A 12,457-nucleotide genomic window follows, 5' to 3' on the forward strand; every position below is an offset into this window, starting at 1 on the left:
GGCCGGTCCTATCCACCTGTCTCATTGGCCGGTCCTATCCACCTGTCTCACTGACCGGCCCCGAGTCGCGTCACGTCTCGCGCCAGTTCCTCCGGGTGGACCTCGTCCGGGGGCATGCGTCGTCACACCATTCCGATAGATCGGAATACCATGCTGAACTGGGCTAATTCCGGGTCGATTCGACCGTCGAATGTCGGTGGCCTCGTGTTGAGTGGGGGTATGAACAGCACCGCGGAGCTTCTGGATCGGGTCATCGCCGACCTCGATACAGTTCTGTCCGCCGACGCGCTCGCGGCACTGACCGACGAGCAGCGGATCACAGTTCTGCAGGGCGCGGGGGCGGCGTTCCGACGCGTGGAGGCGGTGATCGTCGAGACCGTCGCGACGGGTGACATGGGTGACCTTCCGCACTCCGCCGGATGTCGGGGGCTGAACGAGCTGTTGCAGCGGACGGTTCAGGTGGATGTGCGGGGTGCCATCAGAGTCGACAAGGTCGTCGCCCTCGTGCGGCGACCGGTGAGTCTGGCTGGGGAGCGGATGCCGGCGCGATGGTCCGAGATGCGACTGGCTCTGCTGGACGGCGTGGTCGGTATCGCAGGATTTCTGGCGGCGACAGGGCCGATCGAGAAGGTGTGGGATCGACTCACCGTCGATCAGCGGCTGGCTGCGGACGTCGCATTGGCGGGCTGCGCCCGCGGGTACGGCATCGACACGGGCGTCGAAGACGCCGCGGATGCGGATGCGGATGTGGACGACCCGGGGAACGAGCAGCCCGGCCCCGCGCCGACGGCTCAGGATCTGAAGGCTCTCGCGGAGGACCTCGCGTCGATGTTCGATCCGGACGGTGAGGAACCGAAAGACGAGGATGCGCGTCGTCGGCGAGGGATCACGATCGGTCGTCTCAAGGACGGCGTGCATGCCATCCGCGGGTACTTGACCCCTGAGGCCGCGGCGCAGTTGCAGTTGATCATGGACGCGATCCTGAACCCCAAGGGCGACGGCCCGCCTGAGCCCGGCGTGCACTTCACTCCGAGCGACGGCACAGAAGCGGATGCCGATGCGGATGCGGATGTCGATGTCGATGTCGATGTCGATGTCGATGTCGATGTCGATGTCGATTCGGGCGCGGAGCGGGTGGATCCGTTCAACTCGGATCCTCGATGCGTGCTCGACGACCGCACCGCGGCGCAGAAGCGTCACGACGCTCTGATGATGGCTTTCGCTATCGCTGCCCGACACCGAGACATGCCCACCCTCGGCGGATCGTCACCGGTGCTCGTCGTCGCGGTCGATGCGGAAGACCTCTCCGCCCACTCCACAGGTGCCGCGTTCGGACGTGCAGCACACGGAACGCTCGGTGAGCACGGCAACGGCGGATGGGCGACGATTCCCGGATCCGGCGCCCACGTGCCCGTCTCGGTCGCCGCCCAGGTCGCCTGCGCGGGAGCGATTCAGCGGGTGCTCCTGGACGAGGGCCGGATCATCGGTATCACGACCACCGATCGCGTGTTCACCGTGCACCAGCGGCGGGCGATCATCGCCAGGGACAAGGAATGTCTGATCCCCGGATGCCACGTTCCGGCATCGTGGTGTGAGATCCACCACGTGACGGAGCATGCCAAGGGCGGGCCGACGCACACGGACAACGGTGTGCCGTTGTGCTGGTGGCATCACCGGTCCCTCGGTACCTCGGGATGGGAGATCCGGATGGACGCCGGCCTCCCTCAGGTACGGGGACCGAGATGGTGGGATCCCGAGCAACGATGGCGTGTCCCACGACGCAGCATCCCGCGACTCAGCACCCCGCGACTCAGCACCCGCGAATACGCCGCCGGTCGCTGAACCACCCTGGCCGCATCGGCTGAACCGCTGCGCGCATCAGACGATTCGGCGTGCTCGAACGCGGATCGACCACGGTCCGGCCAGCGGCTCAGCGGAATTCGACGAGGCCGGCGTGTGCGGCCGTCACGAGGATCTGCACGCGGTCCCGCACATGCCACTTCGACATGATGCGCCCGAGGTGGGCCTTCACGGTGCCCTCCGAGACGATGAGGGTGCGAGCGATCTCGGCATTCGACATGCCCTGCGCCAGCCGCTGCAGAACCTCCTGCTCGCGCTCTGTGAGCGGCTCGAGCGTGTCGTCGCCGCCGACCGGCTCCGTGTCGCGCACGTGCTTGATCAGCAGCGAGGCGATCCGCGGTGAGAGAGAGCTCGCACCGCTGTACACCTCACGCACGCCTTCGAGGATGCTCGCGGCACTCGAGTCCTTCAGCAGGTACCCGGACGCACCCGCACTCAGCATCGGCAGCACTGTGTCGCTGCCGTCAAGCGTCGTCACCGCGAGGATCTTCACCTCGGGCCACCGTTCGCTGATGACTGCCGTCGCCTCGATGCCGTTCATCTCCGGCATCTGCACGTCCATCATCACGACGTCCGGACGCTCGCGCTCCACCGCTTCGATTCCCTCGAGTCCTGACTCCGCCTCGCCGATGACGTTGATCTCCGGGTCGCGAGAGACGAAGTGGGAGAGGGCGGAACGCACCAGGGGGTCGTCATCGACGATGAGAACGCGGATTTCCGGCATGTGGAGAAGCCTAACTGGGGTCGACGTGCGGTGAGCATCCCTAGACCTTTGGCTAGCGAGGTCTGGACTTGAGGCAGATGTGACGCGGGCAGATCACCGAGAAGATGTAGTCAGACCTAAACAAAAGACCAACTCAGGAGGTGAATGGATATGACTTTTTGGCAGGGTGTCAGCAAGTTCTTTGGCTTTACTCGCTAATCTACCTGGCGAATAGGAGATACTGAAGCATGGCTTTAGGTCTGAGAAGCGAACGCGAGTCCCGCGTGATGCGTCTCGGCAAGGGTGAACGACTGGTCGCGATCGAGCGGATCTTCGTTCTCGCGATCATCGGAACGATCCTGGTGGTCGATGTCGTCGGACTTTTCCTCCCTTCGGAGGCCGGTCTTCTCGACACTGCGATCGGTATCGCCTCCACGGCGGTCCTCGCCCTCTATCTCTGGTCGCCTCTCTATGCGACATGTGCGCTCGCGCTCGTGTTCGCACTCTCGTTCCTCACCGGCACTGAGGCTTACGTCTTGACAGCCGCCGCTTTCGCGGCCGGACTGATCATGCGTCTGGGGTGGAATTCCCTGATCCTCTCGTACGCCGGGCTGTTCCTCCTCGCGACCTCACTCGTCGCGATGGTGGACACGGACGACCCCATCAACATCGCGATCTACCTCGTCACCGCAGCCGTCTCCGGGGCTGTCGGCTTCGCACTCCGCGCGGCCTTCGCCCGGGGAAGTCGGCTGGAGCAGCAACTGGCCGAGAAAGCCGAGCAGGAACGGCAGGCTGTGCTCGCCGAGCGACGCTGGATCGCCGGCGAACTGCACGACAGCATCGCGCACCACCTCACGGTGGTGTCGTTGCACGTGCAGATGCTCGACGACGATCGCACGAGCAGTGACTCTCAGGAAGCGATTCGGATCGCCGCCCGCAAGGCGATGACCGACCTCCGCTTCGTGATCGACCTCGCCGACGACGGCCCCCGCTCCGAGGGGATGCCGTCGGGCGACCTGGCCGCGTCCATCGACGAGGCCAAGGAGGAGTTCGAGTCCGCAGGACACTCCGTCGCGCTCAGCGGTGACCCCACCGACGAGCGCATCCCGCGCGCGGCCGAGATCATCCTCGCGCGCATCATGCGCGAGTCCGCCACCAACGTGCTCAAGTACGCGGGTCGCGGAGAGGTCGAGATCAGGCTCGACGTGGACGACGACGTGGTGGGGATGACGATCAGCAGCCCGCTGTCCGTCACCCCGCGTCGCGAGCTGTCCTCCAGCCGCACCGGCATCGGACGGATGGCGGAACGCGTCCTCGGTGCGAGCGGCGAGTTCGACGCCGGCGAAGTGGACGGCCGCTGGGTCGTATCCGCTCGGCTGCCACTGGTGCGGGCGCCCGAAGCCCGCGCCGAGCAGTCCAGAAAGAAGTGAACTCGATATCGGAATACCGGTATGCGATCTCGAACTCCCGCGGAATCCCGCGGGAGTCGGTCCCAACACTAGACGAAAGTCTATGCAAGGTCTCGACTATAGACCGTGTTCCATGGTGTAGTCGGCGGCTTACATTGGGTATACCCCAGAAATAGCGCATCCCCAGCGCTGTGATCGCGAGCGCGGTCTTGGAATCTGATCCCCATCGCGCTCGCGATCGGCTTCTCTCCTCACGGAGAACGTGCCGGTCCCGCTGTGGGATCATCGCCCGGTGGTCTGCAGCCTACGCGTCGGCGAACCCGTCCTGAACGCCCGGTGAACTTCGCCGCGGCGTGTGCCCGAGGCGCCTCACGCGGTGTCAGGGTTGCTCGAGAGCACTCGAACGACCTGAAGGACCCCATGACACTCCGCGCCGCAGCACCCGTCACCGCGGACGACCCTCGGCACCGTCTCCCGGTTCGAGGACGCGCGTCGCGCGGACCGTCGTCTTCCCGCCCCTCGACGTGAGAGAGCGTGCGACATGGGTACGCTTCTGATCCGTCCGCCAGGCCACCGGCGGGATGTGGCACTGCGACCCGCCGCGACGGCCATGGTGTGGATCGGAGAAGGGCACGCGCACGAGACGATCGCCGTTCCCGGGGTCGCGCTCGGCGACCATGATGCGCTCGTCGCCGTGGAGATGTCCACGGTCTGCGCGTCGGACGTGCGCACCGTGCTCGGGCAGGCTCCGAGTCCGACTCCGCTCGTGCTCGGACACGAGAGCGTCGGTCGGGTGATCGCGATCGGCGACGCCGGCGTGACGGCCGTCGACGGCGGTCCACTGCGGATCGGGGACCGGGTCGTGTGGTCGGCCACCGTGTCCTGCGACGCCTGCGACCGGTGCCTGGCCGGGCTCACGCAGAAGTGCCGCACGCTCGGAGCCTACGGCCGCGACAGGATCGGCATCCACGGTGATCTCACCGGGGCGTTCTCCACGCACATGCAGCTCCGCGCCGGGACGAGGATCGTTCGGGTCCCGGAGTCGTTGCCGGCAGCTGTGCTCTCGCCGGCGTCCTGTGCGACAGCCACCGCGTGGGCGGCGGTGTCCAGGGCGGCGCGCGACCACGATCTCGATGGCGCCGTCGTGCGCATCTACGGCGCAGGACTGGTGGGTCTTTCTGCCGCAGCGATCGCCGTCGAGCAGGGAGCACTCGTCGAGATGGTCGATCCCGACCCGGTCCGTCTCGCCTGGGCCTCGCGTTTCGGGGCGCGACACCACCGCGTCGAGCACGACCTCGATTCACCGGACGCATCGACCGGAGCTGATGCTGCGCCGGTCGTCGTCATCGAGACGTCGGGCTGTGCGGCGGCGAAGGCGATCGACAGCGTCGCCGCCGGCGGGATCGTGGTGCTGGCGGGCGAATACCTCCCCGCGTCTGTGCTCGGTCTCGACGCCGAGAGCCTTGTGAGCCGCCTGGTGACAGTCGTCGGCCTGCGTGGTTGCACCGGTGCGGACCTGGTCGAGGCCGTCGCGTTCCTCGCCGGCCGCGGGCGCGCGTATCCATTCGCGGAAGCGGTGGGAGACGTGCGATCGCTGGCCGAGATCGACGAGGCGATCGCCGCAGCATCCGCACCGGGCGCACCACTGCGGATCGGACTGGTGCCTGGGCGCTGAGCAGCAGCCGGACGGTCAGCCCGCGGCTGCTCCGCCGCGCCGGGGACCAGCGGGACGGATGGCCTCCGCATGGAACTCGAGCAACCGCGTCGCGGCGTCGACCGTCTCGTCGAGCACCTCGGTGGGTTCGCCGGTGAGCGCGAGCATCCGGTGTCCCACGCCCTCCGCCGTCGCCCATCCGAGGTAGACCGTCCCTGGCTCATGTCCGCCCTCAGGACCGGGGCCCCCGACGCCTGTCGTCGAGACGCAGACGTCGGCGTCGAAGAGACGGCGCCCGTTCTCGGCCAGCTGCTCTGCGCACTCCGGAGAGCACGGATCGGTGCCAGGGGTGAGACCCAGGAGGCGCTCCTTGACATCCGTGAGGTAGGCGACGACTCCACCGGCGAACCAGTTCCCGGCACCCTCGCCCGCGCCGACCGTGCTCGCCAGTCGTCCCGAAGTCAGGGACTCCACGACGCAGATGCGCAGACCACGCTCCTCGGCGACCTGGCTCAGACGCTCCAGAGCCGACTGATCGTCTGTCACTTCTCTTCTGCGGAGTCCGCGTGAGTCGGAGCGTCGGTCTCGACGCCCCCCTCATCGGAGTAGTCGGGGCGTTCGGGCTGCAGGGGCTGATCGGAGTACTCGCCGCCCAGGCGCCCGCCGTAGGGGCGACCGTGGTCGGCGAACTCCTCGCGGGCGTAGACCAGGGTCCATTCGCCCACGGTGAAGCGCGCACCGGTGCGGAGGGTCTGCATCCGCTCGCCGGGGTGGGTGGCGTCGGCATCCGGATTGGCGTTCATCTCGCCCTCGCCGTGCATGTCGAGCACGTACTCGTCACGCTCGTCGTGCGTGATCGTCGCGTGCACGGGGTCTGCGCCGTCGAGGCGCAGCTCGTTATCGGCGGCCGAGCCGATCCGCACGACATCCGCCTCCAAGGCGAACTCGGCGCGCTCGCCGTCGCGCGTGATGCGCAGGTGCGGATTGCCCGCGCCGAACTCCGCGTGGGTCGTCTCGGGGGTGTAGCCCTCGTCCGAGCGTTCGTCGATGTGTCGTGCGTTCATGGTCACGCCTCCTCGCATTCGAAGTCAGCTTACGGGTGCACGCGAGGTGGTCGGAGGGGGTTGACTTCGGCGTCTCCGATCCTCAGTCTCGGGAGGTCGGCGATCGCCCCGGCGGTCGAGACCGAGCGGCTGGAGCGAGCTCGGAAAGTTCCCATATGCTCGAAAGAGAGATTGTGCAGAGGAGGGCCTCACGTGGGCAAGTTCATCTACGAGGGCAGCGTCAAGACCGAGATCGAGGATCGCGCTCTCACCCACCTGCAGCTCGTCATCACAGCGAAGCTGCGCAGGGCCGAGCCGTTCCCGTTCAGCTGGCGCGAGGACGCGAGCGTCGGCGGCGGACGCACCACGGTCTGGATCCAGCCGGGGAGCTCTCTGGTCTTCAAGTACTTCGGCAGCCGGCAGCCGTCGGTGAACCGCGCCTGGGTCGATGCCCTCGCATTCACGGCCAACGCACCGAGCGGCCTCTACCTGGTGCCGGAACCGCAGGACAGCGCCGGCGCACCGGGTGCCGGTGAGGTTCCCGCCGCCCCAGGGCCCTGAGTCGACTCCTGCCCTGAGTCGACAGAGACCTTCGCTGCGCCCGCCTCGCGTTCGTCGATGATCGGCGTGCTTGTCAACCCCCTGCCGCCCTCTCCTGCCCGCCGCGAGTCTCGATGGACACCCATCACCGACCGCGAGGACGAGGAGACATCATGGCCGACAGCACGCCCGACCCCCGGAGCCAGCATCGCGAAGAGGGCTTCCCCGGACAGCAGCAGGATCAGCCCGGCCTGACGGATGAGACGCGTCCGGATCCCGACCACGGCGAGACGTCGTACGAAGGACACGGGCGTCTGCAGGGGCGCCGCGCTCTCATCACGGGCGGCGACTCGGGTATCGGTCGAGCCGTGGCGATCGCCTATGCGAGAGAAGGCGCCGACGTCGCGATCGTCCACATGCCGGAGGAGCATGAGGATGCCGATGCGACGCTCGACCTCGTCCGCGCCGAGGGCCGCACGGGTGTGGGCCTTGCCGGGGACCTGCGGGACGAGGGCTTCGCCACCGAGGTGGTCACCCGCACCAGGGAGGAGCTCGGCGGTCTCGACGTGGTCGTTCTGAACGCCGCGTATCAGCACGATATCGACGGTTTCGAGAACCTCGAGACGGAGCAGATGCGGCGCGTGTTCGAGACCAACCTGTTCGGACTCCTGTACTCCGCGAGGGCCGCCTACCCGCACCTCGAATCCGGCGCGAGCATCATCGTGACAGCATCCGTGCAGGCGTTCGAGCCGTCGCCCGGCCTGATCGACTACGCCATGACGAAGGCCGCCCAGGTGGCGTTCGTCAAGGCTCTCGCCGAGGAGGCGGGGGAGCGCGGCATCCGTGTGAACGCGGTCGCCCCCGGTCCGATCTGGACGCCTTTGATCCCGGCGACCGGCTGGGACGAGGAGCGACTGAACAGCTTCGGGAAGGACACGCCCCTCGGACGGGCCGGCCAGCCCGCCGAGCTCGCCGGCGCTTACGTGTACCTCGCCTCCGCCGAGTCGTCGTACACGTCCGGATCGGTGATCGCGGTGACCGGAGGCAAGCACCTCTGATCGCGCCGTAGGCTGGGCGGCGTGCAGCCGTCGTCGTCCCGTCCTCTGGTGGGCGTCGCGCTCGTCATCGGCTCGTGCCTGTCGCTGCCGTTCGGCGCGGCGGTCGCCGCCCAGCTGTTCCCGGTGCTCGGCCCGTGGGGTGTGACGTCGCTCCGCGTCGCGATCGCCGCACTGCTGCTCGTCGTCATCGTGCGCCCCCGCCCCGCGCGGTGGAGTCGGACGCAGTGGCTCGCTGCGGTGTTGTTCGGCCTGTCGCTCGCGGGCATGAACGGCTTCTTCTACGCCGCGATCGACCGCATCCCGCTGGGGCCGGCGGTCGCGATCGAGTTCCTCGGACCGCTGGTCCTCGCCGCCGTCCTCACCCGCCGCCTGGCCGATGCCGCCTGGGTGGGGGTGGCCCTGCTCGGCATGGTGCTGCTCGGCGTCGACGGATTGATCGGCGCGGAGCCTCTGGATCCGCTCGGCCTGCTGTTCGTCCTGGTCGCGGCCGCGTTCTGGGCGATGTACATCCGGATGAGCGCCCGTGTGGGGGCGCTCATCCCCGGCAGCAGCGGGCTGGCGGTGGGCCTCGTCGTCGCTGCCGTGCTGCTCATCCCGGTCGGGGTGCCGGCAGCGGTCACCCTCACCGGCGATCTGCAGCTGCTGCTGCTCGCCGCCGTGACCGCCGTGCTGTCGTCGGTGATCCCGTACAGCTTCGAACTGGCCGCGCTCCGCCGCCTGCCGCAGCGCGTGTTCGGTGTGCTGCTGAGCCTCGAACCCGCGTTCGCCACGCTCGCCGGGTGGCTGATCCTCGGACAGAGCGCGACCCCGCTGCGGATGCTCGCGATCGCCCTCGTGGTCGCGGCCAGCGTCGGCACCACGCTCGGCGTCCGGCGACGGCGTCGCCGCGCGGATGCCGAGCGCGCCGAGAGCGATGCCGAGCGCGACGACGAGGGCGGGCCGTTCACGGCTCCGATCCCTCTCCCCGACTAGACGAGCGAGGCCTCAGGCTGCGACCGCCCCCTTTCCGGCCCTCTTGTCGGCCCTGGTGCCGGATGTCGCCGTGCTCGGTGCGGACGTCGGCAGCGGGTAGCGCCGGCGCAGCAGCATCCGCTGGACCAGTGTCCAGACGACCGTCACGGTGAGGTACAGCGCGGCGGCGAGCGGCACGAAGGCCGCGAACACCGCAGTGAGGTAGTGCAGCGCTCCGGCGATCCGCACCATCGTCGGGGAGTTCAGCGGTGAGTCGTCCTCGGCCGGGGCCGGGCGGAACACCCGCCTGCTGATCTCCGCCACGGCGATCATCACGACGACGAGGGCGCCGAACACGATGAGCGTGGCCGCTGACGCGTCGCCGCCGAACACCGCTGACACGAGACTGGTGCCCAACGGAGCGCCGAACAGGTCATGGCTGAGCAGATCGTTCGGATGGCCGGCGATCTCGGTGCGGATGAAGAGGGTGTACAGGATGCCGACGATCGGCGCCTGCGCGAGCACCGGCAGCATGCCCGCGAACGGAGACGTGTTCTCGGAGCGATAGAGCTCGAGCATCTCCTTCTGCAGTCGTTCGGGGTTCTTCTTGTGGCGGCGCTGAAGCTCGCGCAGCCGCGGCGCGAGGCGCGCCCTGGTCTGCTCCGCTCGCGCCTGGGAGATCCCGACGGGGATCAGGAGGGCGCGGACGAGCAGGGTGACGAGCACCACGGCGAGGGCCGCGGCGGATGCGCCGGCGAAGGGTGCGACGAGGGTAGAGAGTCCGGCGAGAGCGCCGTACGCGCCGTCGAGGAGGGCGGCGAGGGGCGGGAAGGCGAAGATGTCCATGAGTGTCCGTTCGTGGGTCGGGAAGGGTCGGCGAAAGCCGCGCGGTCCCTCACGAGGACGGACTACGCGGCGACGGCGACTCCCGGCGCACGGGGGCGCGGGTGACCCGCGGCATCAGGATCGCTCTGTGCGAGCAGCGTCGAGACGTCGATCGCACGCTGAGGGTGCGGAGAGGTCCCCGCCGTCGGCGGCACGAGGCTCAGCGCGACGACGAGAGTGAGCGTTGCCAGGGCGACGAGGGCGATGGCGACGCCGACGGCTGCGGCATCCGGCAGCGCGACGAGGCCGAGCGCGGACGCGACGAAGCCGAGCATCCGCCCGAACCACTCACCCATGCACATCTCCTGATCGTTGCTTCGACGGTACCACCCGTCATCCCCGCCCGCTCCGGTCACGACGGGGATAGCCTCGAGGCATGGCTGATCTGCGTGCACTGCTCGGCATCGAGCATCCGATCGTCCTCGGCCCGTTCGGCGGTCTCTCCTCGATCGCCCTGACCGCCGCCGTCAGCGAGGCGGGCGGACTGGGCGGATACGGGCTCTACGGCTATGACGGCGACCGCATCCGCTCGACGATCGCTGCGCTCCGGGAGGCGACGAGCCGACCGTTCGCGGTCAACATCTGGCTGCCCACCGGCGACGAGGTCGAACCCAATGCGCAGCACACCGTGTTCGCCCAGACGCTGCAGCCCTTCTACGACGCCGTCGGCATCGACGTCCCTGCGCGGCCCGAGCGCTACCTGCCTCCGCTGGACGAGCAGCTCGACGCCATCTGGGAGGCGGCTCCGCCCGTGCTCAGCGTCGTCTTCGGCGTGCCGTCCGCCGACGTCATCGACGAGGCGCACCGACGGGACATTCGCGTCGTGGGCACCGCCACGACCGTTGCGGAGGCCGTGGCGCTCGCCGAAGCGGGTGTCGATGCGGTCGTCGCGACCGGGCTCGAGGCCGGTGGGCACCGCGTGTCATTCCTGCGCCCCGCCGAGGAGTCGCTGATCGGGACGTTCTCGCTCGTCCCTCAGGTGGTGGATGCGGTGGACGTGCCGGTGATCGCAGCCGGAGGGGTCGCCGACCGACGAGGAGTGGGTGCGGCCTTCGCTCTCGGCGCCTCCGCAGTGCAGGTGGGAACGGCGTTCCTCGCGACCGCGGAGTCCGCGGCGACCGCGGCGCACCGAGACGCCATCCGCTCCACTCCGGCAGATGCCACGGTGCTCACGCGCGCGATGAGCGGACGACTCGCGCGCGGCGCGCGCAACCGCGCCGTGCGCGCGATCGAGGCGAGTGGCACGATCGCGCCGTTCCCGATGCAGAACTGGCTCACCGGCCGGTTCCGCGCCGCCGCCGGCGAGCAGAACCTGGGCGGGCTCCAGTCGCTGTGGATGGGGCAGAGCGCCCCACTGGCCAGCTATCAGACCGCTGCGGAGGCGTTCGGCGAGCTGCTCGCCGGTGTGCCGGACGAGCGCTGATCCCGAGCGTCAGAGGATGACGGTCGACCGACCGTGCACGATCACGCGGTCCTCCGCATGCCACTGCACCGCGCGCGCGAGCACCAGGCGCTCGACGTCGGCTCCTCGGCGCTGCAGTTCTGCCGCCGACTCGGAGTGCGTGACGCGGGTGACGTCCTGCTCGATGATCGGACCCTCGTCGAGGTCAGCCGTGGCGTAGTGCGCCGTCGCCCCGATCAGCTTCACGCCGCGGTCCTTCGCCCTCGCATACGGGTTCGCCCCGATGAAGGCGGGGAGGAAGGAGTGGTGGATGTTGATCACGGGAGCGCCGAGCCCCTCGATGAAGTCATCCGTGAGGATCTGCATGTACCGGGCGAGGACCACGAGGTCGACGTTGCCGCGGAGCAGCTCGAGCTGACGCTGCTCCATCGACTCCTTGTCACCCGAGGGGATGTGAACGAACGGCACGCCGAACGAGCGGACGGACTCGGCGAGGTCGGGGTGGTTGGAGACGACCATGGTGACGTCGATGTCGAGCTGCTCCCGCTGCGTGCGCCACAGGAGCTCCATCAGGCAGTGGTCGTACTTCGACACGAAGATCGCGACGCGCTTGCGGCGGGCGGTGTCGTGCAGCGACCATTCCATGCCGAAGCGCTCGGCGACGGGCGCGAGGTCGGCCTCGAGAGCCGTGCGGGCGGCGGACAGGCCGGGCAGGTGGATCACGGTGCGCTGGAAGAACCGGCCGCCCTCGGAGTCGGTCGAGTGCTGGTCGAGCGAGATGATGTTCGCGCCGTGCGCGGAGAGCACACCGGCGACGGCGGCGACGATGCCGGGCTGGTCGTCGCAGGCGATCAGCAGGCGGGCGGTGTCAGGCTGGGACATGGGGGCTCCTCGAGGGTGTGCATCGATTCTGCCGTGGATGGGTTCAGCGGGCGAATCGCGCCTACCCTGG

General features: G+C 68.7%; 13 protein-coding genes. 7 read left to right on the top strand and 6 right to left on the bottom strand.

Annotated elements, in window-relative coordinates:
- Window positions 1–219: 219 nt before the first annotated feature.
- Window positions 220–1,842 (top strand): HNH endonuclease signature motif containing protein, encoded by a 1,623-nt coding sequence (locus BLW44_RS04660; RefSeq protein WP_060927649.1) that lies wholly within the window; start codon window positions 220–222, stop codon window positions 1,840–1,842.
- An 88-nt stretch (window positions 1,843–1,930) separates the two neighbouring features.
- On the opposite strand, the gene BLW44_RS04665 is transcribed toward BLW44_RS04660, so the two are convergent.
- Window positions 1,931–2,584 carry a response regulator gene (locus tag BLW44_RS04665; RefSeq protein ID WP_060927650.1) on the bottom strand — a complete coding sequence of 218 codons (654 nt, stop codon included), beginning with the start codon at window positions 2,582–2,584 and terminating at the stop codon, window positions 1,931–1,933.
- Between the two features lie 266 nt (window positions 2,585–2,850).
- On the opposite strand from BLW44_RS04665, the gene BLW44_RS04670 reads away from it, so the two are divergent.
- Window positions 2,851–3,993, top strand: coding sequence for a histidine kinase (locus tag BLW44_RS04670; RefSeq protein WP_245647444.1), 1,143 nt, complete (start codon window positions 2,851–2,853; stop codon window positions 3,991–3,993).
- Between the two features lie 520 nt (window positions 3,994–4,513).
- The gene (locus BLW44_RS04675; RefSeq protein ID WP_060927652.1) at window positions 4,514–5,647 is read left to right on the top strand and encodes an alcohol dehydrogenase catalytic domain-containing protein; all 1,134 of its coding nucleotides are present in this window, start codon (window positions 4,514–4,516) and stop codon (window positions 5,645–5,647) included.
- A 15-nt stretch (window positions 5,648–5,662) separates the two neighbouring features.
- Here BLW44_RS04675 and BLW44_RS04680 read toward each other — a convergent pair whose 3' ends face one another.
- Window positions 5,663–6,172, bottom strand: coding sequence for a CinA family protein (locus BLW44_RS04680; RefSeq protein ID WP_060927653.1), 510 nt, complete (start codon window positions 6,170–6,172; stop codon window positions 5,663–5,665).
- Window positions 6,169–6,690 carry an FHA domain-containing protein gene (locus BLW44_RS04685; RefSeq protein ID WP_060927654.1) on the bottom strand — a complete coding sequence of 174 codons (522 nt, stop codon included), beginning with the start codon at window positions 6,688–6,690 and terminating at the stop codon, window positions 6,169–6,171. The genes BLW44_RS04680 and BLW44_RS04685 overlap by 4 nt, the downstream gene beginning before the upstream one ends.
- Window positions 6,691–6,882: 192 nt before the next feature.
- On the opposite strand from BLW44_RS04685, the gene BLW44_RS04690 reads away from it, so the two are divergent.
- From BLW44_RS04690 to BLW44_RS04700, 3 genes are all read left to right on the top strand, one after another.
- Window positions 6,883–7,230, top strand: coding sequence for a DUF7882 family protein (locus tag BLW44_RS04690; RefSeq protein ID WP_060927655.1), 348 nt, complete (start codon window positions 6,883–6,885; stop codon window positions 7,228–7,230).
- 152 nt (window positions 7,231–7,382) lie between these two features.
- On the top strand, window positions 7,383–8,267 hold the full coding sequence (locus BLW44_RS04695; protein WP_082724578.1) for an SDR family oxidoreductase: 885 nt from the start codon (window positions 7,383–7,385) through the stop codon (window positions 8,265–8,267).
- A gap of 21 nt (window positions 8,268–8,288) precedes the next feature.
- Complete coding sequence (locus BLW44_RS04700; RefSeq protein WP_060927657.1) at window positions 8,289–9,239, top strand: EamA family transporter; 951 nt, start codon at window positions 8,289–8,291, stop codon at window positions 9,237–9,239.
- 12 nt (window positions 9,240–9,251) lie between these two features.
- Here the strand turns inward: BLW44_RS04700 and BLW44_RS04705 are convergent, their stop codons facing one another.
- Together BLW44_RS04705 and BLW44_RS04710 are read right to left on the bottom strand one after the other, a co-directional pair.
- Window positions 9,252–10,064, bottom strand: coding sequence for a YidC/Oxa1 family membrane protein insertase (locus BLW44_RS04705; protein ID WP_060927658.1), 813 nt, complete (start codon window positions 10,062–10,064; stop codon window positions 9,252–9,254).
- A gap of 62 nt (window positions 10,065–10,126) precedes the next feature.
- Window positions 10,127–10,399 (bottom strand): DUF6412 domain-containing protein, encoded by a 273-nt coding sequence (locus BLW44_RS04710; protein WP_060927659.1) that lies wholly within the window; start codon window positions 10,397–10,399, stop codon window positions 10,127–10,129.
- Between the two features lie 80 nt (window positions 10,400–10,479).
- Between BLW44_RS04710 and BLW44_RS04715 the strand changes: the two genes are divergently transcribed.
- The gene (locus tag BLW44_RS04715) at window positions 10,480–11,526 is read left to right on the top strand and encodes an NAD(P)H-dependent flavin oxidoreductase (RefSeq protein ID WP_060927660.1); all 1,047 of its coding nucleotides are present in this window, start codon (window positions 10,480–10,482) and stop codon (window positions 11,524–11,526) included.
- Window positions 11,527–11,535: 9 nt separating this feature from the next.
- Here the strand turns inward: BLW44_RS04715 and purU are convergent, their stop codons facing one another.
- The gene (gene purU / locus BLW44_RS04720; protein ID WP_060927661.1) at window positions 11,536–12,387 is read right to left on the bottom strand and encodes a formyltetrahydrofolate deformylase; all 852 of its coding nucleotides are present in this window, start codon (window positions 12,385–12,387) and stop codon (window positions 11,536–11,538) included.
- Window positions 12,388–12,457 lie beyond the last annotated feature (70 nt).

This window comes from Microbacterium hydrocarbonoxydans (assembly GCF_900105205.1).
Classification (GTDB): domain Bacteria; phylum Actinomycetota; class Actinomycetes; order Actinomycetales; family Microbacteriaceae; genus Microbacterium; species Microbacterium hydrocarbonoxydans.